At 61.2% G+C, this 24,334-nt stretch carries 19 protein-coding genes; 12 read left to right on the plus strand and 7 right to left on the minus strand.

Features of this window, described 5'->3' with window-relative positions:
- Window positions 1-436 precede the first annotated feature (436 nt).
- Window positions 437-3,316, plus strand: coding sequence for a PAS domain S-box protein (locus WAS25_RS05150; protein WP_422310445.1), 2,880 nt, complete (start codon window positions 437-439; stop codon window positions 3,314-3,316).
- 393 nt (window positions 3,317-3,709) lie between these two features.
- Here the strand turns inward: WAS25_RS05150 and WAS25_RS05155 are convergent, their stop codons facing one another.
- From WAS25_RS05155 to WAS25_RS05180, 6 genes are all read right to left on the minus strand, one after another.
- Entirely contained in the window at window positions 3,710-4,333 is a 624-nt protein-coding gene (locus WAS25_RS05155) for a cytochrome b/b6 domain-containing protein (RefSeq protein WP_422310446.1), read from the minus strand.
- 8 nt (window positions 4,334-4,341) lie between these two features.
- On the minus strand, window positions 4,342-5,961 hold the full coding sequence (locus WAS25_RS05160) for a tetrathionate reductase family octaheme c-type cytochrome (protein WP_422310447.1): 1,620 nt from the start codon (window positions 5,959-5,961) through the stop codon (window positions 4,342-4,344).
- A 156-nt stretch (window positions 5,962-6,117) separates the two neighbouring features.
- A complete protein-coding gene (locus tag WAS25_RS05165; protein WP_422310448.1) occupies window positions 6,118-6,531 on the minus strand; it encodes a NifB/NifX family molybdenum-iron cluster-binding protein in 414 nt (137 codons plus the stop codon).
- A 13-nt stretch (window positions 6,532-6,544) separates the two neighbouring features.
- Complete coding sequence (locus WAS25_RS05170) at window positions 6,545-7,207, minus strand: TrmO family methyltransferase domain-containing protein (RefSeq protein WP_422310449.1); 663 nt, start codon at window positions 7,205-7,207, stop codon at window positions 6,545-6,547.
- On the minus strand, window positions 7,137-8,069 hold the full coding sequence (locus WAS25_RS05175) for a metal ABC transporter substrate-binding protein (RefSeq protein ID WP_422310450.1): 933 nt from the start codon (window positions 8,067-8,069) through the stop codon (window positions 7,137-7,139). Before WAS25_RS05175 ends, WAS25_RS05170 begins: the two co-directional genes overlap by 71 nt.
- 399 nt (window positions 8,070-8,468) lie before the next feature.
- The gene (locus tag WAS25_RS05180) at window positions 8,469-9,830 is read right to left on the minus strand and encodes a sigma-54 interaction domain-containing protein (RefSeq protein ID WP_422310451.1); all 1,362 of its coding nucleotides are present in this window, start codon (window positions 9,828-9,830) and stop codon (window positions 8,469-8,471) included.
- A gap of 354 nt (window positions 9,831-10,184) precedes the next feature.
- Between WAS25_RS05180 and WAS25_RS05185 the strand changes: the two genes are divergently transcribed.
- The 6 genes from WAS25_RS05185 (at window position 10,185) to WAS25_RS05210 (ending at window position 14,677) form a co-directional block, all read left to right on the plus strand.
- Window positions 10,185-10,421 (plus strand): hypothetical protein, encoded by a 237-nt coding sequence (locus WAS25_RS05185; RefSeq protein WP_422310452.1) that lies wholly within the window; start codon window positions 10,185-10,187, stop codon window positions 10,419-10,421.
- Window positions 10,422-10,500: 79 nt separating this feature from the next.
- Complete coding sequence (locus WAS25_RS05190; RefSeq protein ID WP_422310453.1) at window positions 10,501-11,367, plus strand: YaiO family outer membrane beta-barrel protein; 867 nt, start codon at window positions 10,501-10,503, stop codon at window positions 11,365-11,367.
- A gap of 28 nt (window positions 11,368-11,395) precedes the next feature.
- Window positions 11,396-12,451, plus strand: coding sequence for a sensor histidine kinase (locus tag WAS25_RS05195; RefSeq protein ID WP_422310454.1), 1,056 nt, complete (start codon window positions 11,396-11,398; stop codon window positions 12,449-12,451).
- The gene (locus tag WAS25_RS05200) at window positions 12,444-13,169 is read left to right on the plus strand and encodes a LytR/AlgR family response regulator transcription factor (RefSeq protein WP_422310455.1); all 726 of its coding nucleotides are present in this window, start codon (window positions 12,444-12,446) and stop codon (window positions 13,167-13,169) included. Before WAS25_RS05195 ends, WAS25_RS05200 begins: the two co-directional genes overlap by 8 nt.
- 107 nt (window positions 13,170-13,276) lie before the next feature.
- Window positions 13,277-14,104 (plus strand): DUF4405 domain-containing protein, encoded by an 828-nt coding sequence (locus tag WAS25_RS05205; RefSeq protein WP_422310456.1) that lies wholly within the window; start codon window positions 13,277-13,279, stop codon window positions 14,102-14,104.
- An 87-nt stretch (window positions 14,105-14,191) separates the two neighbouring features.
- A complete protein-coding gene (locus tag WAS25_RS05210; protein ID WP_422310457.1) occupies window positions 14,192-14,677 on the plus strand; it encodes a ferritin-like domain-containing protein in 486 nt (161 codons plus the stop codon).
- 58 nt (window positions 14,678-14,735) lie between these two features.
- On the opposite strand, the gene WAS25_RS05215 is transcribed toward WAS25_RS05210, so the two are convergent.
- Window positions 14,736-15,962 (minus strand): trans-sulfuration enzyme family protein, encoded by a 1,227-nt coding sequence (locus tag WAS25_RS05215; protein WP_422310458.1) that lies wholly within the window; start codon window positions 15,960-15,962, stop codon window positions 14,736-14,738.
- Window positions 15,963-16,564: 602 nt separating this feature from the next.
- On the opposite strand from WAS25_RS05215, the gene WAS25_RS05220 reads away from it, so the two are divergent.
- The 5 genes from WAS25_RS05220 to WAS25_RS05240 all read left to right on the plus strand — a co-directional run bounded on the left by WAS25_RS05220 (window position 16,565) and on the right by WAS25_RS05240 (window position 24,230).
- Window positions 16,565-17,269 (plus strand): hypothetical protein, encoded by a 705-nt coding sequence (locus WAS25_RS05220; protein ID WP_422310459.1) that lies wholly within the window; start codon window positions 16,565-16,567, stop codon window positions 17,267-17,269.
- Window positions 17,270-17,677: 408 nt separating this feature from the next.
- Window positions 17,678-20,137: a glycogen/starch/alpha-glucan phosphorylase gene (locus tag WAS25_RS05225; RefSeq protein WP_422310460.1), complete on the plus strand. Its 2,460-nt coding sequence runs from the start codon at window positions 17,678-17,680 to the stop codon at window positions 20,135-20,137.
- A gap of 42 nt (window positions 20,138-20,179) precedes the next feature.
- Window positions 20,180-21,289: a 6-phosphofructokinase gene (locus WAS25_RS05230; RefSeq protein WP_422310461.1), complete on the plus strand. Its 1,110-nt coding sequence runs from the start codon at window positions 20,180-20,182 to the stop codon at window positions 21,287-21,289.
- Window positions 21,290-21,657: 368 nt separating this feature from the next.
- Window positions 21,658-22,941 (plus strand): hypothetical protein, encoded by a 1,284-nt coding sequence (locus WAS25_RS05235; protein WP_422310462.1) that lies wholly within the window; start codon window positions 21,658-21,660, stop codon window positions 22,939-22,941.
- 143 nt (window positions 22,942-23,084) lie between these two features.
- Window positions 23,085-24,230: an ABC transporter substrate-binding protein gene (locus WAS25_RS05240; RefSeq protein ID WP_422310463.1), complete on the plus strand. Its 1,146-nt coding sequence runs from the start codon at window positions 23,085-23,087 to the stop codon at window positions 24,228-24,230.
- Window positions 24,231-24,334 lie beyond the last annotated feature (104 nt).

Below are 24,334 nucleotides of genomic sequence, written 5' to 3' on the forward strand. Positions count from 1 at the left end.
CCTCATGCTCCTTCAGCGCGTGGATGATCTGCTCCTCGCTGAACCGGCTTTTCCTCATGGCTCCTCCTCTGCTCGATTGAGGTGGATTCCACAGAATAATCGGACTAATTTACGGGGAGAACGTCAAAAAGGTGAGTGGGCACGAGTGCGGGGACACGCCTCCTGGGTCTAGGTGCCCGCCAACGCCGTAGGACTGGGAATGGGCCGGGGAAGGTTCCCTACGGCTCGCGGCGATGCCCCGCGACTTCAACAGCCCAGGTTGCCGGGCGCCTGGGGTGTCCAAAATAACCTCCAGGGTCCTGAATGCCGACCAGGGATTCAGGCAGGCCAAGATGCCCCGCCGGGGGATGGTGCCAGCGGTGTCCGGCGGTCCCCATACCCGTTTCGGATCCACCGCTTCCGGCACTTTGGTCCACTCGAACCTGATGGATGGATCATGAACCCCAACCCTCACCAGACAAGCTCGGCACCTGGAACCCTCCTCTTACTGGTGGCCCTTGCAGCCAGCCTGCTGGTCGGGGGCCTTGGCCTCCGCAATCTGAATGCAAGGCGGGGGGACGCCACCAAGCTCGCGGAGGTCCAGAGCCGCAACCTCGCTCAGGCCATCGACCGGAACCTCACGGGCATCTTAGAGCGGATCGACTTGGTGCTCAGTACGGTGATCGGCGAGTTGGGACGGAACCGCAATGCGGCTGGATTCGATCGGGCCCGCATGGCGGCCTTCATCGCCACCGAGGAAGCCCTGGTTCCGGAGGCCGTGGCGATCCGTGTGACGGATGCCCAGGGCAGGGTGCTCTTCGGGAATGCCACCGGGGATCCCTCGGCCAGCCTGGCAACCATCGAATCCTTTCGCTACCTGAAGGATCACCCTGAGGCCGGGCAGTTCTTGGAGAAGCCTGCCATTGGCGTGTTCACAAAGCAGTGGGTGGTCCGGTCCGCACGGCGCTACAACCTCCCAGATGGCCGGTTCGGCGGGATCGTCGTCATGCCCATGCTGGTAGAGAATTTCCGGAGACGGCTGGCGGGGTTCGATGTCGGCCCCAATGGCACCATCACCCTCAGGGATGTCGATGGCGGCCTCATCACGCGACATCCCATGCCCCCGGAGGGGCCCAACAACAGGATAGGAGATCACAGCCCTGCACCGGAACTGCGGGAGATCATCCGGGCCGGGCTCCCCGAGGCGACCTATTTCACCCGGACTCCCTTTGATGGTGTGCCCCGTTCCTATGCCGCACGCAAGATCCAGGGCCGGCCGCTGAGGGTGGGCGTGGGCCTAGCAGAGCAGGACTACCTCGCCCAGTGGCGGCGGGGGCGCAACATGACGGTGATCGTCATCGGAGCCTCTCTCCTAGGAATCTGGCTCCTGGTCGCCCTTCTCTGGGTCGCCTGGAGGCGGCAGCTCGGCGTGACGATGGCGCTGCAGGCCAGCGAGGAGCGCTTCCGGACCTATGTGGAGCAGTCAAGCGATGTCATTTTTACGCTCGATTCCGAAGGTCGCTTTCAGTTCGTGTCTCCCGCCTGGGGCAGGCACTTCGGCTATCCAGCCAGCGAAGTTATCGGGAAGCCATTTGTCCCCTTCGTACATCCGGAGGATGTGAAACCCTGTGCCGAGTATCTCGGTGAGGTGCTGACCAGCGGACGAAGCGCCACCAGCCCGCCCTACCGGGTTCGCCGCATGGATGGCTCCTGGCTATGGTTCCGGGCCAATGGCACCCGGCTCCTGACCGAGGAAGGAGCGCTGGGGTTCATGGGGGTGGCCCACGACATCTCTGAGCGGAAGCGCGCGGAGGAGGCACTCCGGGAGAGTGAGGTCCGCTACCGCTCTCTCTTCAACTCCATGTCGGACGCCTTTGCCACCGTCGACATGCAGGGGCGGATCATCTCCTTCAACCCGGCCTTCAGGGACCTGCTCGCACGCCCGGAGGGGGAGATAACCCGCCTGACCTATGAGGACATTACCCCGGCCCGGTGGCACGTCTGCGAGGGCGAGATCATACGCGAGCAGGTGATGCAGCGGGGCTATTCGGAGGTCTACGAGAAGGAATACCTGCGCGGGGACGGGCGGTTGGTTCCTGTCGAGCTGAAGGTCTTCCTGAGCCGGGATGGCGCGGGGAATCCCCTGGGCATGAACGCCATCATCCGCGACATCAGCGAGCGCAAGCAGGCTGAGGTGGAGCGCAGGAAGGCCCAGGAGGAAGCCCGGCGGCTGGAAGAGCAGGTGGTCCAGGCGCAGAAGATGGAGAGCCTCGGCAGTCTGGCGGGAGGGGTGGCCCACGACATGAACAACGTGATTGGCGCCATCCTGGGGCTCGCATCGGTGGAGGCTGGGGAAGCCCCACAAGGATCCGTGCGCCGGGAGCGGATGGACACCATCATCCAGGCCTGCCAGCGGGGCGGTAGCCTCCTGAAGGGGCTGCTGGGCTTCGCCCGGAAGGGGCTGGCTGATGCGCGCCTGCTGGACCTGAACATTCTGGTACGAGACCAGGTGGCGCTGCTGGAGCGGACGACCCTCCAGAAGGTGCAACTGGACATGGACCTTGAGTCCGACCTTCCCATGGTGAAGGGAGACCCATCGGCACTGAGCAATGCGCTCATGAACTTGTGTGTCAATGCCGTGGATGCCATGCCGGAAGGAGGAACGCTGCGCCTGCGGACCCGCCATAAGGAGGGCTGGGTGCGCCTAGAAGTGGAGGACAGCGGGTCGGGTATGCCGCCAGAGGTCCTGGCCCGGGCCCTGGACCCCTTCTTCACCACGAAGGCCCAGGGAAAGGGCACCGGCCTGGGCCTTTCAACCACTTACAGCACGGTGAAGGCCCACCAGGGGCGGATGGAGTTGCTGAGCCAGCCAGGCGCCGGGACCACGGTCTCCATCCTGGTTCCGGCAAGCGCCGAAGCCCTCCCGCCGGTCGAGATCAGTCCCAGTCAGGGCGAGCAGAAGATACTGCGCATCCTGGTGGTCGACGACGACGAACTGATCCAAATCGCCCTGGGGAGCCTACTGGAAACCTTGGGCCACTCTGCCACCACGGTCTCCAGCGCGGAGGAGGCCCTGGCCGCTCTGGCAGGCGGTCTGGAGGTTGACTGCGTCATCCTGGACATGAACATGCCTGGCCTTGGAGGTGCTGCCGCCCTTCCGAAGATCCGTGCGCTCCGCCCAGGCCTTCCCATCCTGCTGGCCACAGGCCGGGCCGACCAGACTGCCATGGACCTGGTGAGCGACTCAGCCCAGGTGCTCCTTCTGCCGAAACCATTCACCCTGCAGGATCTGAGGAGCAGCCTCATGGCCCTGACCTCGACTCCGGTACCTGCCTGAGGGGTCCAACCCTCTCGGCGAGATGTTCATCGGCAATCTCACGAACGTGGAATTGGAGGTCGCGGTGGTTCCGTAACTGACGTCCCCCCCCCAAGATTATCCCGGTCTCTGTGCGGAATCCGGGTTGATTTGGTTGGTGTTGCTAGGCTGGGTGGAGGGAGCCCGAGGCGTCCGGAACTCAGCACAGCGGCCCTCATTTATGGGCACTGATTCAAGGGGATGTCCCATCCTACGAGGCTGACCATCAGGCAGGTCAGCTCTAATGCTGGAAGCCATTGTTGCCCTTCATTGAGAACGTTGATTACTTAACTCAACAAAGGGGAAGCCCGGGTGAACACGGACTTCCCAAGTGGGAAGAATGGCCCTCCATGGATTGATTCATGACGCGGAGCTTCAGCTCTCTTCGAAATAGGCATCATCCTGGATGTCCTCCCACCCGGTGATCATGGCCTTGATGTTTGTCAGAGGCGTATGCCCGGTGGTCGTTAGGTAGACGTGTCCAATGAGGAAGGCAACCAACCCAAACGCTCCGAGGACATGCACGACTGCAACGACCCAAAGCGAAGAGGGTGACCACCCCATCGCATGTTGAAGGTTGGGGTAGAAGTAGTAGAGGGCGCCCGTAGTGGCCTGAACGGGAAGAATGAGGACCTTGAAGCCCAGGTAGGCCAGCCGTTGCAGGGGATTCAGCTTGGCCATCCGGTGCTTCTTCACCGGGTGGGGTGCGCCCTTGAAGATGCCCGTGAGGTAGAAGGCGACCATCTCCCGCAGGAACTTCCGAGTGGGGATGTACTGGCGCCACTCGCCGGTGGTGACGTGCCAGAAAATGGCAAAGACGATGAGCGTGATCAGGGCTATGGCAAGGATGTTGTGGAGGGACACCGCACTCTGGAAGCCGAAGAGGTGGATGCCCAAGCCACGAATCTCGAAGCCCGTGAGCATCATGAGGATGATCATCACCGCTTGGGCCCAGTGCCAGAGGCGTTCAAACGTTTCATAGAGAACAACTCGTCGCATGAAGCCTCCTAGTGGCGCACGTTGGTGTAGCGGATGTAGCCATGAATACCCACTCCTAATAGGGTGAGCAGAACCATGCCGATTCCGATTTTGTCGATACCTGTTCCACGGTCACGGCCAATGAGGTAGAACCCCGGGACGTTGGCGAGCCGACCGTTTCGGCTATGACACTCCACGCAATTAAGGGCTTGCTCCTTGGGGGCGACCATGTGGGTGATGGGCCAAAGCATAGAGGTCTTCACGAAGCCGTACTTCCCGCTGTAGGGCAACCCGGCGGTTTCCATGCCCATCCTGATGGCGACGTCCCAGTTCCAGTCGCCCCAGAAGGCGCCCGAGCCCTTAGGGCCTGACGTGTAGGGGGCCACGAACCGGTTCAGGACCGTGTCGTAGGGCTGGCTGCCTTCATGGAACTTGAAGGGCCAGATCTTGGCGTTGGGATCGGCATAGGACCCCGCGGCGGGATTGAGGACGACTTTCCCGCTGGCGGGGATGGTGATGGTGTCGGTCAGCCGCAGGAATTGGAGGTTGCCGTTATACCACTCATAGGTCGGCTTGACGTTCCGTTGCCAGACCATCTCCCCGTGGATGCTGTTGTAGGTCTCGAAGCCATTGGCATCCTCCTCCTTGTAGCCCCGCCCATTCTTCAGGCGACCGGCGGTGGCCCAGTCCCAGTAGGTGTTGGTGGGCAGCGTGCCCCGGGCGAAGGCGGGGATGTGGCAGGTCTGGCAGGCCACCTTCTGGTAGTGGCGGTTCAGGATGTAGGACTTGTGAGGAGAATCCGAGTGGCAGGATGCACATGACATCCGGGACAGGTTCTCGCCAGGGAATTTGGACTGCTCGCGACGATCCGCCGGAATGACATAGTTCGGGCCGCCCAACTGGTGCGCATCGGATACATGGCAGTCCACGCAATCCATGCCCGCGCCCTGTTTGGACATGTGCACATCCTCGAGGCGGGGGGCCTTCAGGATGGTGTCATCCAGGTCCCCATGCTTGGTGGCATCACCACCACCCCCGAAGAAGTGGCACACGCCGCAATTCCTGTTGGTGGGCGCGCCGACTTTCTGGGCCACCTCCGCCAGGGGCACGGCGGGATTGGGCCAGCCTCCCTTCTCCTTTTCATAGTCGCCGGTGGTGTCGTGGCACACGAGGCAGTCCACGTTCTCCTGCCGGGTGAAATCGAAGTCCTTGTTCTTGAGGCCGTAGCCGGCGTGGCAGCGGGCGCAGCCCTCGGTGTTTCCCCCAATGATCGAGATGCAGTAGTTGTTCACCAGGCTGGTGGCCTTGCCGTAGCCGTCCTTGCCGTCCTTCGAGGCATTCCAGGTCCAGTGGGACGTAGCCATAACCTGCTGGGCAGCCTTGGTGTGGCAGGTGAGGCAGGCCCGGGTGACAGCCGGGCCGTCGCCCTCCTTGAACGGTCCCTTTAGGATCAAGAATTTGCTGTGATCAGCCGTGAGGCGTCTACCCTTGGCGGCGTGCACTGCCGTGAATGAACCATGGCCTGGGGGAGCAGGCTGGTTCGCCTGCTGGGCCTGGGCCATCGTCAATGGAATAACCATGTGACAGAGCACCGCCAGGTACATTCGCGACAGCCAGGAGTGCGCTCGGGTTCTGGATTTGTGATGCATGAGTTCTCCTGAATGCAGAGGATTGACCTGGTTCCTGGACTCGGAACCATGGATGGGCCACTGGCGGGAGCGATGGGCTCGTCGCCTTAAATCTAGGAATGGTATGGGCTGGAACTGTTGTTGATCAGTGGCGCCGCGACTGGCCCGGACTCGGTGTCAGCGCTGGATGTGCTGGGAATGGCCATGGCATACGCAGGAGATGCCGGGGTTGGCCTCCAGCTGACCCGTGGCATAGCTGATGGCTGCTTCCTCGGGCAAACAAGAATCGGCGAGGATCCTCACGTTAATACCGGCTGATTCAAGAGCCACACGTGCCCCCGCCCCCATGCCTAGTCCAATCACAGCCTGGCAGTCCCCCAACAACCGAAGGAACCGGTTGTGGTCATGCGAATGGGCATGCGGGTGACCCTTCACCTGAGCGTGGGTGTCCTCGGCTGAAACTTGGTCGTTTGCGCGAATCTCACGTTGTTCAATCTGGCCACCATCTAGGGTAAAGATGAGGAATGCGGGGCTCCGCCCGAAATGGGCTGAGATCTCGGAGTGGTTATCAAGGGGAATGGCAACTTTCATGGTGGAGTCCTTTTCATTCGCTAGCGATGGCCAGGCGATGGTGGGGGGAGGTGGCTAATCGAATGTCGAGAATGGCTTCGCCTTCCTCCCCATCGAGGCCCGCGACCTGAAGGAGGCCCTTCTCCCGATCAATGCCGATGACCCTTGCCCGGAGGAACTCGATGGGGTTGGGCCGCTGCACAGTGTCAGTTGCGAATACACCGGGGACACCATCCACGCTCTGCCAGGAATCTGTTGGCATTCGACCCGACGGAGCGTGATAGGTGATGACCCAGAGCTCGACACCTTCGTACAGTCCCGCCAGGCCAGGCACATAGGGCTGAAAGAACTCCAGGATGGCCCTCCTCAACGGCACAAAAAACTTCGGGACGCGCCCACGCCTGGTAGGAGCGAGATGAACGATGCCGATGGGGCGGAGGGTGAAGGCAACAGTCGGTCTCAACGGGAGAACGGTTGGATTTACTAGCTCGCTGCCAGTCACCCTGCACCTCCAGGAGGCGTTGCGTGGGACACACACCTCTTCTGATCCCTGCCACTGAGGCGGGCGGATCGATGATTCATATCGTCGTTCCTCAATTCGATGGTCCGGGTTCCAGGAAGAGGGGTTAGCGCTTCGCCTGGGCCTGGAGGGTCTTGATGAGGTTCTCGAAGAGCGCGCTATAGGACGTGGCTCCACGTATGGTCTCGATGGAGGAAGAAACCTCAACGACCTTCAGGTTGGACTGCTCACGGAAGGCCTCCGCATACTCAGCGGGAGTGTTCGGGTCCACCAGGACGAGGTCGGGCTTCAACTGCTTGATGTGGAGCAGCAGGGTCTGCGGGCTGGGGAGTTCCCCAGGAGTTCCCTTGCATACGAGGAATTGAGGACCCCCCATGGAAGAAAAATTCTGCCAACCGCATTGCGCGGTGAAGACCTTCACTCCATGCAGAGGTTTCAGAGCCGTCTTCCATCGCTGAATGTCCTTCGCCAGAGCCTTCTGGAAGGCATCCGCATTAGCCATGAACAGTGCTCGACTCGCGGGTCTCAATTCACCAAGACCTTTGGCGATGTGCCGGGCGATAAGGCCGCCATTTTCCGGGTTCAACCAGAAGAACGGATCTCCGGAGGCAAACGCCGGATCGACAGATCCGAAGCATGTTGAGGTGGGCTGGTTGGTTCTCGCAGTCCCCTTGGATACATCGATCCACTTGGGCTCACCACCCTTTCGAGCCGTACTTCCAACCGTGCGAAAGACATCCGAGATGGCCGCAGATTCGTTCATGAACCCAGTCCAGACGATCGCTTCCGCCGTGGCCAGGCGAGCCTTCGAGGTCGATTCAACCTGAAGATCCTTGCGAAGGATGCATCCCTTGAACAGGTTTACCGTGTCGACCTGTCCACCACCGACTGCCTTGACGATGGGCTCGAGGTCGGTGACTGCGACCGCCACAGTCATCCGCCCTTCCTTTTGTGGCTGGTTGGCGCCGAAAGCGAAGCTACCCGTGACTAGCAGGGCCAGGAATGTGCGCCAGATTTGATTCAATGGGATGTGTTGCATTTCAACCTCCTGTTGGTTGGAAGTGGGATGTGTTCAGGCAGACGGATCCCGCCCGCGATGGAAGTGGCGATTGTTCTGGAATGGATTTTGGAGACTGGGGATCACCCCATGTCTGCGGCACCAACTCCCTGAAAGCAGAGTCAGATTCGACGATCTGAGGACCGCTTCCGCGAGTGATCGAGATCTAGGCGGGATAGACGTTCGACTGATTGCAGTCCATGAAGCACTGGAAAGTCATTTGAGAACATCCAGCAAAGGATCAAAATGCAAAAGCATTGCCAAGTCATATAAAATTAAATAAAACAATAATTAAAAATTAATACCAAGTTAAATCGAAATGGATTGATTGCAAAATGCATTGGCAATCAGAGTAATAATCACTGCGAATTGCAGTGTGGCCTACACTCGCCGCAGCTTTCTCCAAAGGGTGGTGGTGTGAATGCCCAACTCCTTTGCGGCAGCCGTCCGATTCCCGTTGTGGCGGTCGAGTGCGGCCTGGATCAGAGCAATCTCATGGCTCCGAAGGTCCTGGCTTGAGGTTGATTTCCCCTTCGTCGAGGGCCTTGAACCCATTCCCTCGAAGGTCGAAGGTAGCTCTGCAACCTGGATCTGATCCCGTTGGCAAAGCACATAGGCGTGCTCGACGGCGTTCTCCAGTTCCCGGATGTTGCCAGGCCAGGAGTGGCGCATGAAGCGATCCATCACTTCGGGTGCAAAACCCTCGACCTGCCTGCCATGGAGGGCAATTTGGCGGGCCAGAAATCGCCGGGCCAGGGCTGGGATGTCTTCCTTCCTCTCGCGAAGAGGAGGGATTGCAATCTGCATGACGTTCAGTCGGTAGAAGAGGTCCTCCCGGAATCGGCCTTCCTTGACCTCAGTGCGGAGGTCGCGATGGGTGGCGGCGATGAAGCGGACATTTGCCTTCACCAAATCATTCGATCCCAGAGGCTCGTAGGTCCGCTCCTGGATGACCCGAAGGAGGCGGACCTGAAGAGGGGCGGAGATGTCCCCAATCTCGTCTAGGAACAGGGTTCCGCCCTCGGCAGCGGCAATACGCCCCTTGCGATCCCTCTTGGCATCCGTAAAAGCACCAGCCTTGTGACCGAAGAGTTCAGCCTCCAGCAGGGTGTCGGGGAGGGCTCCGCAATTCAGGGTGACCATTGGCTTACGGGCCCGGGTGCTCAGGTCATGGATGGCCCTCGCCATGAGTTCCTTGCCCGTACCACTCTCGCCGTGGATCAAAACGGTGCTGTCGCTCTGGGCCAGGAGTGGCAGGAGTTTGAAGATTTCCCACATCCGGTGGTTGGCGGAGGTCATCTGGTGGAAGGTGGCCCGGCCCTCGACCGCCTTTCTGAGTTCCTCCACGAGGGTCAGGTCGCGGAAGGACTCTACGCCGCCAACCACGTCTCCATTCTGGTTCCGTAGCAGGGCTGTGCTCACGGTGATGGAGACCTTCCGGTGTGCGGACGTATGGATGTTCACGTGCTTATTGATCAGCGGCGAGCCTGTTGACATCGTCTCTTTCAGCGCACAGGCGCCCTCACAGATGTCCGCATTGAATACCTGCCAGCACGGCTTTCCCAGGGCCTCCTCAGGCGTGATGCCGATGATCTCCGCCGCAGCACGGTTGAAGGACGTGATGTGGAACTGGTCATCGACCGTGAATACGCCGTCATTAATTGAGTCCAGGATGGTTCGGAGGTCGGCAGATAGCTTGTCCGAGGCGGCCCCTGGGGACCCTTTTTTGGTTAAGCGCTTCATGCTTCCCCCACTATTGCATTATGCAGTGGTCGTCTATGATGTGCTGCAAAATCGCCGGATACAGGAACTGTGAATGTTCTTGTGACCCTTCACAATCGGCTGACAGAGTCTGGAGTTGCGACTGGCTAGAGCTACTGGAACTGGGCGCCCGGTTCTGAATGGTGGGCACTGGTGGGGTCGAACCGGCCGGCTGATTGCACTCAGCCCCGCGAATCTGCAGGTGAGCCCCCTCCTTCTGCATCTCTCAGGGATGAAATCACCCCACCGGGGAAAGGCCGGTCCATTGGAGGTGCGACAGGTCACCCTGTCCCACCCCTTGGGTAAGGTGCCCTTGGTGAAACGAAGGAGGTTTCCATGAAGGCTACCGCTATCGTCGCTGCCACTGCCCTGCTTCTGGCCCTGCCTGTGGTGGCTCAGACCACCGAGACCGGCCCCAGGCGCGATCAGGTGCGCAAGCAGGATGGAACTGGCATGGGCAAGGCTAGTGGCACCCAGAGCCAGCTTCGCAAGCGTGACGGGAGTTGCGGCAACCCCAATCCGACTGGGACGCGCGGCGCAGGCCAAGGGACCCGGAAGGGACAGGGCCGCTGAGTTGGCCTGAACAAGGCAGGGGAGGGCGCACTTGCGTCCTCCCCTCAATGCGCTTGTGTTTTCCTTGTGAGGGATGCCGATGATCAAGTCTGCCTTTCTGATTTGTCTTGCCTCTGTGCTGGTGGCCGAAGATGCGCCAGAGCGTCCGACAGCGCGCCTGAGCCTGGGGAGCTTCACCGATAGCTATTCGGATAGCACCGGCACCTGGAAAGGGTGGTCCCTGGCCGGGGAATGGTTCCGCGACGAGCACGGGCCATGGAGCCTCTCCGCGGTCGGCACCCAGCGACCCGAAGGAAAGGGCACCATGTTCACCGTGGCCAAGGATCATTCCTTTGGTGAAAGCAGCTGGGTCTGGGCCAGCGTGGGGGTTGGAACCGGGGCGGATTTCATTCCAACGTTCAGGGGTAATGTTGACCTCAATCTTGGCGTTTCTGGCCCATGGTCGATGGGCTTGGAGGCCGGCTGGAACCGCTTCCGGGATGGGTCCTCTACCTTGTTGCTGCAGGCCGGACCGGGTTGGCTGGGCGAGACGTGGAGTGCCTCCGTCCGGGTTCAACAACTGCGTTACCTACCCGGAGAATTCTCAGATACCGGTTACCTAGCCGATCTTCGCTGGGGAGCCAACAACCTGCGTCGCTGGCACAGCCTTCGAGTCGGTTGGGGCCAGGGAATCATCGATTCGCTCCAACCTGGTGGCAGTTACTCCACCAGCACCATGTATGGCGGTGGTGGAAGGGGACGGGGACCTGGAAGCGGCGGTACTGGAACCTATTCGGTGACCACGACCCAGTACGACTACCCAAAATTGAAAGAATTCCTCATCAGTACCAGCAGCCATGTGCCCATCAGCAATCGGTTTGCGCTCCGGGCTGATCTGGCCTGGGGACAGCGGGAAACCCAATTCAAGGTCTGGAGCGCGAGCCTCCAGACGCTCATCACCTTCTGATGCAGCAACTCGGAACTAGACTGGACCCATGAACGCCCCTCACCTTCTTGCCAGCATTGGCAAACGCCTTAGGCGCCCAGGCACCTGGGGCGTCGTGGTGCTGTTTGGCACCCTATGGAACGTGCTTCGCTGGGTGGCCGGGCCCGAGACCCTCTCCCCGGGGGAGTTCCTGCTCCCCTTCGCTTTTGGCATTCTCCTGCTCGGTCTTGCGGCTACCCCCTGGCAGTGGACCGGCGACGAGCGCTCCATGGCTTCCGTGCCACGAGGCCTCATCCAAGCGCTGCCATGGAACGCGCTGCTTCTGCTGCTGCTGGTCGCCTTGTTGCCCGAGCCTGGCTATCGAGGTGGGCGCGGGGGGGCTTCCTCCCTGTGGTTCCTTCCGAATCTTCCTCCGCGGCTGCTGATCCTGCTCGTCGCCTGCGGCGCCTTTGGGTTGTTGGCTGGGTGGATCCTGGCGGATCGTGATCACGAGGCGCAGAGGGCCGAGGTGCAAACTCGGTTGGCTCGTGAGGCTCAAGCGAAGGCCCTTCAGGGGCAGATGAACCCTCATGTGCTCTTCAATACCCTGAGCGGCCTTGCGGAGTTGGCACGAGAGAATGGTGCCGCTACCGAGGAGGCCCTCGTGGCATTGGCGGGACTGTTGCGTCGTCTGATGAACCACTCGGCCCAGGCCAAGGTCACGCTCGACGAAGAGCGAGGATTGGTAGAGGGATTCCTTGCCATGGAGCAGTTCCGCCTGGGAGACCGCCTAGCCGTGCACTGGAACTGGGATGCGCGTCTGGAGGATGTCGAAGTCCCGCCCCTGCTGCTCCAACCGCTGGTGGAGAACGCCATCAAACACGGCATCGCTCCTTGTCGTGAAGGCGGAGAATTGGAGATCGGACTTGGGGGTGAGCCAGGTCGCCTGAGGCTCTGGGTCTCCAATACGGGAAGGACCTATGAACCTGGCGACGCCACAGGCGTGGGACTGGCCAATCTCCAGCAGAGGCTGAGCCTCATGGATGGTTGCAGAACCCATTTGGATCTTCGCGCAGAGGGTGATCGAACGGTCGCTGAAGTGATTCTGGAGCCCACCCATGGCTGAAACTTTGCGGGTCCTGGTGGCTGAGGATGAGCCTTACAATCGCAAACGCTTGTCCCGGTTGTTGCAGGAAGCCGGATGCGAGGTGGTGGCCGAACTCCGGGATGGACCTGCTGTCCTGGAATGGTTGGAATCTGGAGGCCAGGTAGATGCCGCGTTTCTTGATATCGAAATGCCAGGTGCCACGGGGTTGGAAGTCGCCCTGGATCTTCCCAAAACGATCTCTGTAGTCTTCGTGACAGCCTTTGCCGAGCACGCGGTCAAGGCGTTCGAGACCGCTGCCCTGGATTACCTATTGAAGCCCGCCACGGCAGACCGCATAGCAGTCGCTATTGCCCGGATCCGCGATCGACGTGCAGGCCAGTTGGCCACAAATCGCCCACCTTCCCCCCTGCGCTACCCCGTGCGTGCTGGTGAAGGCTTAGTGTTTATGGAATTGGCACGGACCAGCCACTTTCTAGTGGAAGACGAAGTCGTCTGGGCCTACGTGGGTGGCGAGCGCCACAAGACCCCCTGGAAGAGCCTGACCGAAGTGGAAGCGTCCCTTCCCAAGGATGTGCTCGTGAAGGGGCATCGGAACATGCTCCTGCGGCCTGAAGCGGTTCTGGGCATCAAGGCCGGTGACTATGGTCGATTGACGGTTCGACTCCAAGGTGGGCTTGTCGTGGAAGTGAGTCGCGGCGCCGCACCAGGCCTGAAGGCAAGGCTCGGGCTTCCCTGACACCCAGCCCCTTGAATCTGTCATTTGGCCCTAGCGGTATGTCGCTGGGCGTTCTCAGAGAACCCTTCAAGTTCGCCATGCATCAATGGGAGTGACTTGGAGTCCCAGTGAACCTGCGCAAACTGACATCCCTGACTGCTCTGCTCTCATTCTCGGTGTTAATCACATCGGGAGCGGTGCTCTTCCTGACCCCACAGGGTCGAGTGGCCTTCTGGTCCGAATGGCGGCTTTGGGGCCTCACCAAGGAAGCCTGGGGAGCCATGCATATTCTTCTCAGCCTCCTGTTCTTGGTGGCCGGGGTCGTGCACATCATCCTGAACTGGCGGCCGATGTTGTCCTATCTTCGGGATCGGACCAGGCAAATGAAGGTCGTTACCCCGGAGTTTGTGGCTTCTGCCGTTGTGACCACTTTATTCGTGATAGGGCCGTTGCTGGGGTGGCCCCCCTTTCGTTGGGTGATGGATCTGAATACCTATGCGAAGGACCAGGGGAGCCGCACCTACGGTGAACCCCCCTATGGCCATGCAGAACAGAGCAGCCTGCAATCGTTTGCCCAGAAAACGGGAATCGATTTGGAGAAGGCCCAGGCACTGCTCCGCATTCGCGGGATCTCCTATCAAGGGCCTCAAGAGCGCCTTCAGGATATCGCCAAGAAGAATCACCTCACCCCACAGCAGGTCTACCTGGCCATAAAGCCCGCCGAAATCGCCAAGGCGCCTGTTCTGGGACTTCCAGAGGAAGTAGCTCCAGGCCTGGGGCGAAAGACGCTAGAAGATTTGTGCAAGGAATATCATCTCGACCTGGCACGAGTTCGAACCCTGTTGGAAGCCCGTAAGTTGAATGTGAAAGTCGATCAACCGTTTCGCGCATTGGCAGAATCCAACGGGCTGGGTCCACATGAACTATATGCCGTCATCCGGGAGGGCTTGAGGTAGGGCTTCCTATAGGAGCATTAAATCCAGTGAAGCACGCCGCGCAATGGCACATTCCATCATCCGAGCAGACACCTACAAGGAGAATCCATGCTCACTTCGATCTTATACTCTGCCCTCCTGATCGTGGCCCCCATGTGGGCCGCATCTTCAGATCAATCGCCATCAACCCAACCCCTTTCGAAAGGAAGCGTGGAGGCACTTCAACTTGTGCTTGAGGACGAACGCCGGGCTGAAGCGCTCTATGCCGCTGTGCTGTTAAAACATGGTGAGGTTCGTCCCTTCTCGAACATCATCGAAGCCGAGCGGCGGCACCAGTGCGCTCTGGAGAACCTATTCACGGCTCATGGTCTTTCCGTTCCCCCGAACCCTTGGAAGGACAGAAAGGTCGAGGCTCCAAGCACTTTTCGAGCCGCCTGCGAAGCGGGCATCACTGCCGAAATCGAGAATGTGTCCCTTTACGATCGATTGATGAAAACCGTCACTGAACGGGATCTGATCGAGGTCTTTGAACGGCTGCGCTGGGCTAGCCAGGAGCGCCACTTGCCCGCCCTTCGGAGGCAAGTAGGACGATAGGTTCTCTATTCCTAGGCGAGTGGGACTTCCAACCCAGGAGATGAATGGGGGTCGTGACTCAGGGCAGTCCCGCATACTGGGGATCCGTCAAAACCTCGATCTCACCGATATGCCCAAGCGCGTGATCTAGGTCCGAGATGATGTCTTCAACATCCTCGATGCCTACGGAAAAGCGCACGAGCCCATCAGTGATGCCTGCGGCAATACGGCTCTCACGAGCCATGCTCGCGTGAGTCATGGAGGCGGGATGGCTGATGAGCGTCTCCACGCCACCCAGGGACACCGCGAGCCCGGCAAGATGCACGTTGTCCATGACGACTCGTCCAGCCTCCATGCCACCTTTTAGTTCAAACGAGATCATGGAGCCAAATCCGGTCATTTGCTGCTTCGCAAGGTCATGCTGGGGATGGCTTGGCAGGCCGATGTAGCGAACCCAGGCCACCTGCGGATGAGCCTCCAACCAGGGTGCGATCTTGCGGGCGTTCTCTTCAGCCCGCTCAACCCTCAGGGCCAGGGTCTTTAACCCCCGACTCACCATGTAGGACTGGTGGGGGTCCATGTTGGCGCCCAGGTTGATGAGCATGGCGCGGATCTGTTTGTGCAAAGCCTCCGTTTTCGCCACGACGATACCACCGACAATGTCGGCATGACCGTTGATGAATTTCGTCACGGAGTGCAGTACGACATCTGCACCCATGTCGAGGGGCTTCTGGAGGTGGGGGCTGGCGAAGGTGTTATCCACCACCAGCAGGGCGCCGGCGGCATGGGCGATGTCCGCAGCCGCTGCGATGTCTGTGACGGACATGGCGGGGTTGGAAGGGGACTCGATGTAGACAATCTTGGTGTTCACCTTCATGGCCTTGGAGATGTTTTCCAGGTCAGATGTGTCGACATAGGTGGACTCGACTCCGAATCGACTCATGTGCTTCTCCATCAGGCCCCGACTGGGACCGTACACCGAGTCCGTGCTTACCATGTGATCTCCAGCACTGAGCAGTGCGAGATACACGGTGCTTACCGCCCCCATCCCACTGGCCATGGCCGTTGCTCCAAAGCCGTTTTCGAGTTGGGCAACGTTCTCTTCCAGTGCTGCCGTCGTCGGGTTCCCGATGCGGGTGTAGATGTAACCATCCTCGATTCCCGCGAATCGATTGGCTCCCTGCTGGGCATTCCGAAAAGCAAAGGTGGACGTCTGATAGATGGGAGTCACCACGCTCCCATGGGCGTCCTCCCGGATTCCCGCATGTACCAGCTTGGTATTGAAACCCTTGTTGCGAGTATCCATGGAGGCTCCTGTTCAGAGTGGTTCGTGGCAGGCTTGCGGTTACATTCAAAGATAACCAATAAGGAATCATATCAGAGATGACAAATCAGTCATTTATTGAATAAAGTGCCAGAGTATCAGGGGTGGAAGCTAAAAACAATTGATTAACCATATGGTAATAACACATTCTATTCACAACCGGTGTGACGTTCTCCCCAGGAACCAGTCCAAGAAAACTGGAAGCCCTCCACACCTTATTCTCTGGTAGAAAAAATGTGTTAGCTGGGAATGGCAATTTTGGAAACCCATCGATCGATTTCCAAACTATTCATAATGTGAAAATTACCCTAGCCTACGAATCTGAGGGTCGGACGTTCGAGTTCTCTCGGTACCACCAACAGAACCAACACTTACGATCACCTTGGCGGTGGCCGTTTTGCTTGGTGGGTGCACCCTGGGTGGACTCAAAAACATGGTGCAGGCTTTTGGTGCGCTCGATTCATGTGCCGAGTCTCGTAGTTCCGCCTGGCAATCCTCTGGTTCCGGTTGCTTCTGCGGTTCCAGTGCTCGAACCTCTGACCAGGCCATTGCCTTCTCCACCCGCCTCCATCTGAAGAGGAACCATGCTCCGGTCCCTGATGTTGCCCCTGGTCCTCCTGGCACTGCCATTGTTCGCGCAATCGCCCGTGAGGGTTCTGGACTTTGCCACCGAGACGGTCGGCGAGGAGCCCAGAACCCTGATCCCCATCGTCGGGAAGTGGACCATCACCCAAGACCAGGGGCGGAAGGTCCTGAAAGTCGATGGGACCCGCTGGCGGGAAGGGCAGCGCCTGGCCAACCTCCCGGCTCGGGCCAAGGCCCTCTACGGCGAGCGGTACGCGGAGTTCCTGGACAGCGTGAAGGCCTTCGCCTACTTCCCCTATGTGGTCGCACGGGACGTCAGCGACTTCCAGGGGGGGGAGATCAGCCTGCGCTTCAAGGCCATGGCGGGGCGGGTGGATCAGGCCAGCGGCATCCTCTTCGACCTGAGGTCGAACGGCAACTACTACGCCCTGCGGGCCAACGCCCTGGAGAACAACCTCGCCCTCTGGCGCGTCGTGAAGGGCAAGCGGGAGGCCGTGAAGTGGGCCCGGAACCTGACGATCATCCGTGGCCAGTGGCATGAGCTCAAGGTCTTGGTCCGGGGGCGGACCCTGGAAGGGTACCTGGATGGGAACCGATTCCTGGAACACGCCCTCGAGCAGCCGGTCAGCGGACATGTCGGGATTTGGACGAAGGCGGACAGCGTCTGCCTGTTCGAGCGGTTCACGGTCGCCAGCTCAAGGTGAGCATCCCCGCGGCACAATTGCCTCCCGCGAGAACATCCGACTCCGCCCAGGGCGTCCATTGCCGGAGTAACCTGTAGGTCATGCCCGCCCGTGATGCCACCAAGTCCCGAACACTTGAGCAGGACCGCCCCGGTCTGGCCTGTTCCTGGACCTGCACGGGCCACTGCCCGACCTGCCAGGCTCAGCCGCAGGGTCAGGGCCAACCGTGGCCGGGCGACGGGAGGCCCTGAAGCGCCAGGTCCGCCCTTGGGACCTCAGCGGCTTGTCTGGTCGGTTGTCCCGCCCCCCGATGCCACTCTTCACCCTCCCTGGGACGGCATCCGATAGGCGGGATACCTGCCCGTCGCGCAGGGGCGTGGCCCCGGCGCAGCCAAGCTCGGGAAGTGACCTGCCCAGGGGAGTGCACCAATGAGCTCAGGACCCCGAAACATCCCCACGCCCCAGGCCGGGGGCATGCACGTGCCCGAGATCATCGACGCCTTCGCCCACCGGATGATGTATTCCATCGCCAAGGACGCGCATACCGCAACCGACTTCGATGTCTATCAGGGGCTGGCCTTCGCGGTCCGGGACCGGCTCATGGAGCGCTGGTTCAGCACCCAGAGCGCCTACTACAAGCAGGACGCGAAGCGGGTCTACTACCTGTCGCTGGAATTCCTCATGGGGCGCGCGCTCCTCAACAACGTGGTGAACCTGGGCGCAGCGGATGCCTACAGCCGGGCCATGGGGGAGTTGGGCTTCCGGCTCGAGGACATCACCGAGCAGGAGTGGGACGCGGGCCTGGGCAACGGCGGCCTCGGCCGCCTGGCCGCCTGCATCCTGGACGCCGCCGCCACCCTGGAACTACCCTTCTACGGCTACGGCATCCGGTACGAGTACGGAATCTTCTTCCAGAAGATCATCGACGGCCAGCAGACCGAGTATCCCGACGGCTGGCTGCGCTACGGTAATCCCTGGGAGATACAGCGCCCTGACGCCATCTTCCCGGTGCGCTTCCACGGCCGGACCCAGGGCCACGTCGACGCCAATGGGCGCTACCGGGTGGAGTGGCTGGACACCCAGGACGTCTGGGCCATGGCCTACGACACGCCCATCGCGGGCTACCGCAACGGCACGGTGAACACCCTGCGGCTCTGGTCGGCCAAGTCCAGCCGCGAGTTCGACCTGGCGCGCTTCAACTCGGGGCAGTACGTCCGGGCCGTGGAGGACAAGACCATCTCCGAGAACATCTCGAAGGTGCTCTATCCCGCAGACGACCAGAGCGCCGGGAAGGAGTTGCGCCTGAAGCAGCAGTACTTCTTCGTATCGGCCACCCTGCAGGACGTGGTGCGCCGGTTCAAGAAGCGGCCCAGCTGGCGCTGGGAGGACCTGCCGGACAAGGTGGCCGTCCAGATGAACGACACCCACCCGGCCCTGGTGGTCCCAGAGCTCATGCGGGTGCTGCTGGACCAGGAGGGCCTGGAGTGGGACTTGGCCTGGGCCCTTACCCAGCAGGTCTGCGCCTACACCAACCACACCATCCTGCCGGAGGCCATGGAGGTCTGGCCCATGGAGCTGTGGCGCAATCTGCTGCCCCGCCACGCGGAGCTCGTGGAGGAGATCGACCGCCGCTTCCGGCTGACCGTGCGGGAGCGCTACCCCTTCGACGATGCCAAGCTCCAGCGCCTGGCCATCGTGGACAACGGCCACAGCGTGCGCATGGCCAACCTGGCCATTGTGGGCAGCCACTCCGTCAACGGCGTGGCCCAGCTCCACACGGACATCCTGAAGGCCTCCACCTTCGCCGAGATGAACGAGCTCTTCCCGGGCCGCCTCAACAACAAGACCAACGGCATCACCCCCCGGCGCTGGCTGCTCAAGTGCAACCCCGGCCTGGCCAGTCTGGTGACCGAGGCCATCGGCGAAGGCTGGACCCGCGACCTGGATGCCCTCCGCGGCCTGGAGCGCTTTGCTACCGATGCCTCGTTCCAGGATCGCTGGACGCGGGTCAAGCGGGCCAACAAGGAGGCGCTCGCCACCTGGGCGGGGCAGACCCTGGACTCCGCTCTGGATCCGACCTACCTGTTCGACGTCCAGGTGAAGCGGATCCACGAATACAAGCGGCAGCTGCTGAACCTCCTCCACGTCGCGACCCTCTGGAACCGCCTTCGGGACGGTGGGGACGCCGGCGTGCCCAGGGCCGTCATGATCGGTGGCAAGGCCGCGCCGGCCTACTGGGTGGCGAAGCACATCATCCACCTGGCCAATGCCATGGCCCAGGCGATCCAGGCTGACCCGGCCACCAAGGGGCGCCTGAGCCTGACCTTCCTGCCCAACTACCGGGTGTCCCTGGCCGAGCTGATCTTCCCAGCCTCCGAGCTTTCCGAGCAGATCTCCACGGCCGGGACGGAGGCCTCCGGCACCGGCAACATGAAGGCGGCCCTCAACGGCGCCCTCACCATCGGCACGCTGGACGGCGCCAACATCGAGATCAAGGAAGAGGTGGGCGAAGCCAACATCTTCATCTTCGGGCACACGGCGGAAGGCATCGTCCGGCTGCGGGACTCGGGCTATCGCCCCGGTGACTGGATCCAGGGCAACCCTGAGCTGCGCCGAGCCATTGACACCATCTCGACCCTGGATGGGGGGCGCTTCCAGTCCGTGGGCCGGATCCTGCTGGATTCGGACCACTACTTCCACTGCGCGGACTATGCCTCGTACCTGGAGGGGCAGGAGCAGGTCTCGGCCACCTATGCCAATCCCTCGGAGTGGGCCCACAGGTCCATCCTGAACGTGGCCGGCATGGGGAAGTTCTCCATCGACCGCACCGTCCGGGAATATGCCCGGGACATCTGGAAGGCCGAGGCCGTGCCTGTCCCGCTACCCTAGCCCGTACCACCTCGTCTTGCAGTCCATCCAGGAAGGTCGGCCATGTCCAACCCCATCCGACGCATCGCCATCTCCACCGGAGGCGGCGACGCCCCAGGCCTCAATGCAGTCATCCGCGCCGTGGTCATTGCCGCCTCCAACCGGGGGTGGGAGACCTACGGCATCCGGGAGGGCTTCAACGGCATCCTCTTTCCCGAGCGCTTCCCGGACGGGGGCGTGTTCCGCCTGACGCGGGACCGGGTACGGGGCATCGGCCACCTGGGCGGCACCATCCTCGGCACCACCAACAAGGGCAACCCGCTGCACTTCCCCATGAAGATGCCGGACGGCTCGGTGAAGGACGTGGACCGTACTGACGAAATTCTGGAGTGCTTCGCGCGCAAGGAGCTGGACGCCCTCATCTCCATCGGAGGAGATGGCTCCCTCACCATCGCCCATGCCCTCTTCCAGAAGGGTCTGCGGGTGGTGGGCGTTCCCAAGACCATCGACAACGACCTGGACAAGACCTACACCACGTTCGGCTTCGACACGGCCGTGGGGTTCGCCACGGAGTGCCTGGACCGCCTGCACAGCACCGCCGAGAGCCACCAGCGGGTGTTCGTGGTGGAGATGATGGGGCGCTACGCCGGCTGGATCGCCCTCAACTCCGGCATTTCCGGCAGCGCCCACGCCATCCTGATTCCCGAGATCCCCTTCGACCTGGACAAAGTCGCTGCCAAGATCCGGGCGAGGGATCAGGTCGGGCGCATGTACTCCCTGGTGGTGGTGGCCGAGGGGGCCAATCCTGCCGCGGGACACCGCTCGGTCCTCGAACAGGCCGAGATCGGCCACGCCGAGCGCCTGGGCGGAATCGGCGAGTGGGTGGCCAAGGAACTGCAGGCACGCACCGGCAAGGATGCCCGGGTGGTGGTGCTGGGGCATCTGCTGCGCGGCGGCAGTCCCACGAGCTTTGACCGTCTCGCAGCCCTGCGCTTCGGCACGGCGGCCGTTCGCGCCCTCGAGGAGGGGCAGAACGGCATCATGGTGGCCCTGGCCCTGGCCGGGGTGAACTACGTCCCGCTCGAAGAGGTCGCAGGCCGCATGAAGGCCGTGCCCCTGGACTGCGACACCCTCCAGACCGGACGGGACCTGGGCATCGCTTTCGGCGACTAGCTGGTTTTTTCCTTTGGGATCAGGACCGAGAATTCCACAACCTACCCGGATTCTTGTGGATGCAAAATTTTTTTCCAAGGTCGAAGGGGGCAGGTGGCCCTGGAGACAAGGCGTTTGGAGGGCTGGTGAATTGTCAGGGCACCGATTCGTAACACCCTTGTTTCCATGCCTTCACCGGGTTCTGGATACCCTAATGTGCGTTCTATCACAAGGACGGGAACCTTCAGGGTTTTTTAATGGACGCCACTCTGAGGCCCGTTTAGCTTGAACTCGACAGATCCCACCCTAGGCAGATTGGTCCGTTGGTCAGACCGCTCTTTGTCTGCCTTTCACCACGCCCCCCAACCCTCCCACTAAGGAGCCTACCCATGAAGATCTCCCGCATCGCCGGCATCGCCGCGCTGCTCACCGCCGGGTTTGCCTCGGCCCAGACCCCCACCATCAAGCTGGATGGCGTCCTCCTCGAATTCTGGGCCACCCAGATGATGGACAACAACCTGCGCATGAACACCACGGCCAGCGCCGGTGCCTCGAAATACTACGCGCTCGATTCCCGCTTCCAGGAGAACACTTTCGCCGTCAAGCGCTCGGAGGTCTACCTGAGCGGCACGGTGACGGACACGATCAGCTGGAACATCATGTTCGACCCCAATAACAGCAACACTACTGCCGTTCCCAATGCCGTGCTCCAGGACTTCGTCCTGACCTGGGCCTTCGCCCCGGGCTTCAATGTCAAGGCCGGCCAGTTCAAGATGCCCACCTGCTACGAGGCCACCCTCGTCGCCGCCCGCGAGATCCTGTTCTTCGAGCGCAACCAGATCAACCGCCGCTTCGCTGATGCCCGCGACCGCGGCCTCTGGTTCAGCTACACCTACGGCGATGCCAAGGCCTTCCAGGGCAAGCTGAACTTCGCCATCTCCAACGGCACTACCGATGACGGCAGTGGCGGCAAGAACAACGAGAACACCCTGGCCGGCTCCGGCAATGCCCAGAAGGACTTCACCGTCCGCTTCGAGAGCACCTTCCTGTCCAAGCACAAGGCCGGTGCCTACTACCGCGAGGGCGTGACGGGCTTGAAGGACTCCAGCATGGTGAACGCCACGGTTCCGGCCACCTGGACCGTCGGCGCCCCCGGTGCCACCCAGATCAAGGACAACAAGGATAAGACCACCCTCATGGGTGCTTACTACGCCTTCAACACCAGCAACTTCCAGGTCAGCGCCGAGTACGCCACGGGCCTGCTGGGACGGCGCTATGCCACCCTCTTCACGGCCGCCGCCGCCCCCCTCCGCGAGCACCTCGATCAGAAGTTCACCGGCTACGTGGTGGACGGTGCCTACAAGATGGGCAACCACTGGATCACCGGCCGGTATGACATGCTGAACTACAACTCCGGCGACAACTGGTACACCGCCACCAACCCCTACACCACCAACGTGGCGACGGGCGTGGCGACGGGGAACGACTACAGCCCCAAGTACACGGAAATCACCCTGGGCTATAACTACGTGTTCATCCCGACCAAGCAGTCCGCGGGCAAGATCAAGCTCGACTACGTCATGCGCAGCAAGAACTTCCTGGCTCCCCGCGCCGGCCAGACTGGCGAGCAGGGCGGCAACAGCCTCGTCGCCTCCCTGATGTGGTCCTACTAAGTCGTCTACGTTAGTCGATTCTTCTATTCGCAACACCACGGAACTCCTGGGTCACAACCCATGAGTTCCGTGGTTTTTTTGGGGCGAATGGGTGTAGAATTCCCAATACCACCCATCCACATCTTCTTTGTTCAGGAGCAGCCATGCGCAAGCACCTCTTGGCCCTGGGCGCCACTCTGGCGCTCACCCCGTGCCTGTTGGCACAGAAGATCGGCGTCATCAACTCCATGAGCGGCCCCGAGGCGCCCATCGGCGAGAACATCACCAACGGCATCAAGCTGGCGGAGGAAGACCTCAAGAAGAAAGGCATCAACCTCCAGCTTGTGTGGGAAGACGACACCGGCAAGCCCCAGATCTCCATGAGCGCCATGGAAAAACTGGCCACCCGCGACAACGTGGTGGGCGTGGTGGGCCCCTACACCTCAGCCTGTTCCAACGCCGTGGCCAAGCTGGCCGAGAAGTACAAGGTGTCGCTACTCATCCCGGCCGCTGCCAAGGAGGAGATCACCCGCCAGGGCCTGAAGTACGTCTTCCGCATGAACGCCCCGGCCGACAAGTACGCCTCCAGCCTCATCGATGCGGCACTGTCGCTGGGCAAGCCGAAGACCATCGCCTTCGTGTATGAGAACACCGACTTTGGCACCTCCACCTCGAAGACCGCCAAGGACTACGTGGCCACCAAGGGAATCCAGGTTGTGTCGGATGTGTCCTACCCCAAGGGCTCGGCGGACTACCGGTCCACGCTGGCCCAGATCAAGTCGAAGAATCCCGACCTGGTGTTCATGGTCTCCTACGTGGCCGACGCCATCTTGCTGATGCGGCAGTCCAAGGAAGTGGGGCTCCAGCCCCAGGCCTTCCTCGGCGCCGGCGCCGGGTTCACCACCACCGAGTTCGCCAAGGAAAAGGCCATCTCCGAGAGCGTCATCTCCTGCACCCAGTGGACCGATGACGTGAGCTGGCCAGGTGCGAAGGACTTCGGCACCCGCTACAAGGCCAAGTTTGGCAAGGAACCCACCTACCACGCTGCCTGCGCCTACGCCTCGATGATGATCATGGCGGAGACCGCCAAGAACGCCGGGGGCGACCGGGCCAAGACCCGTGACGCCCTCAAGGCTGGCAAGTGGGACGGAGTCATGGGCGAGGTGAAGTTCGCGGACTACGATGGCTTCACGAATCAGAACGACCACCAGATGCTGGTGCAGCAGATCCTCTCCGGGAACTACGAGACAATTCTGCCTGCCAAGTTCGCCACGAAGAAGGCGGTCTATCCCTTCCCCAAGTGGAAGTGAGGTTCGATCTGTCCGGGGATGCGCGCGCTGCGCGCATCCCCTGGGCCGCACCAAAGTTCATCTGAGGCGGACTTTGGACTGATTTCCAGGAGGTTTTCACGGCC

This window comes from Geothrix sp. (assembly GCF_049292215.1).
Classification (GTDB): Bacteria; Acidobacteriota; Holophagae; order Holophagales; family Holophagaceae; genus Geothrix.

What these genes read in the sequence shown, in the direction of transcription:
- WAS25_RS05150 (WP_422310445.1), top strand. Translation starts at nt 437, where the DNA reads ATGAACCCCAACCCTCACCAGACAAGCTCGGCACCTGGAACCCTCCTC.
- WAS25_RS05225 (WP_422310460.1), top strand. Translation starts at nt 17,678, where the DNA reads ATGAGCTCAGGACCCCGAAACATCCCCACGCCCCAGGCCGGGGGCATG.
- WAS25_RS05160 (WP_422310447.1), bottom strand. Translation starts at nt 5,961, where the DNA reads ATGCATCACAAATCCAGAACCCGAGCGCACTCCTGGCTGTCGCGAATG.
- WAS25_RS05175 (WP_422310450.1), bottom strand. Translation starts at nt 8,069, where the DNA reads ATGCAACACATCCCATTGAATCAAATCTGGCGCACATTCCTGGCCCTG.
- WAS25_RS05190 (WP_422310453.1), top strand. Translation starts at nt 10,501, where the DNA reads ATGATCAAGTCTGCCTTTCTGATTTGTCTTGCCTCTGTGCTGGTGGCC.
- WAS25_RS05235 (WP_422310462.1), top strand. Translation starts at nt 21,658, where the DNA reads ATGAAGATCTCCCGCATCGCCGGCATCGCCGCGCTGCTCACCGCCGGG.
- WAS25_RS05210 (WP_422310457.1), top strand. Translation starts at nt 14,192, where the DNA reads ATGCTCACTTCGATCTTATACTCTGCCCTCCTGATCGTGGCCCCCATG.
- WAS25_RS05165 (WP_422310448.1), bottom strand. Translation starts at nt 6,531, where the DNA reads ATGAAAGTTGCCATTCCCCTTGATAACCACTCCGAGATCTCAGCCCAT.
- WAS25_RS05195 (WP_422310454.1), top strand. Translation starts at nt 11,396, where the DNA reads ATGAACGCCCCTCACCTTCTTGCCAGCATTGGCAAACGCCTTAGGCGC.
- WAS25_RS05185 (WP_422310452.1), top strand. Translation starts at nt 10,185, where the DNA reads ATGAAGGCTACCGCTATCGTCGCTGCCACTGCCCTGCTTCTGGCCCTG.
- WAS25_RS05240 (WP_422310463.1), top strand. Translation starts at nt 23,085, where the DNA reads ATGCGCAAGCACCTCTTGGCCCTGGGCGCCACTCTGGCGCTCACCCCG.
- WAS25_RS05230 (WP_422310461.1), top strand. Translation starts at nt 20,180, where the DNA reads ATGTCCAACCCCATCCGACGCATCGCCATCTCCACCGGAGGCGGCGAC.
- WAS25_RS05200 (WP_422310455.1), top strand. Translation starts at nt 12,444, where the DNA reads ATGGCTGAAACTTTGCGGGTCCTGGTGGCTGAGGATGAGCCTTACAAT.
- WAS25_RS05180 (WP_422310451.1), bottom strand. Translation starts at nt 9,830, where the DNA reads ATGAAGCGCTTAACCAAAAAAGGGTCCCCAGGGGCCGCCTCGGACAAG.
- WAS25_RS05155 (WP_422310446.1), bottom strand. Translation starts at nt 4,333, where the DNA reads ATGCGACGAGTTGTTCTCTATGAAACGTTTGAACGCCTCTGGCACTGG.
- WAS25_RS05215 (WP_422310458.1), bottom strand. Translation starts at nt 15,962, where the DNA reads ATGGATACTCGCAACAAGGGTTTCAATACCAAGCTGGTACATGCGGGA.
- WAS25_RS05220 (WP_422310459.1), top strand. Translation starts at nt 16,565, where the DNA reads ATGCTCCGGTCCCTGATGTTGCCCCTGGTCCTCCTGGCACTGCCATTG.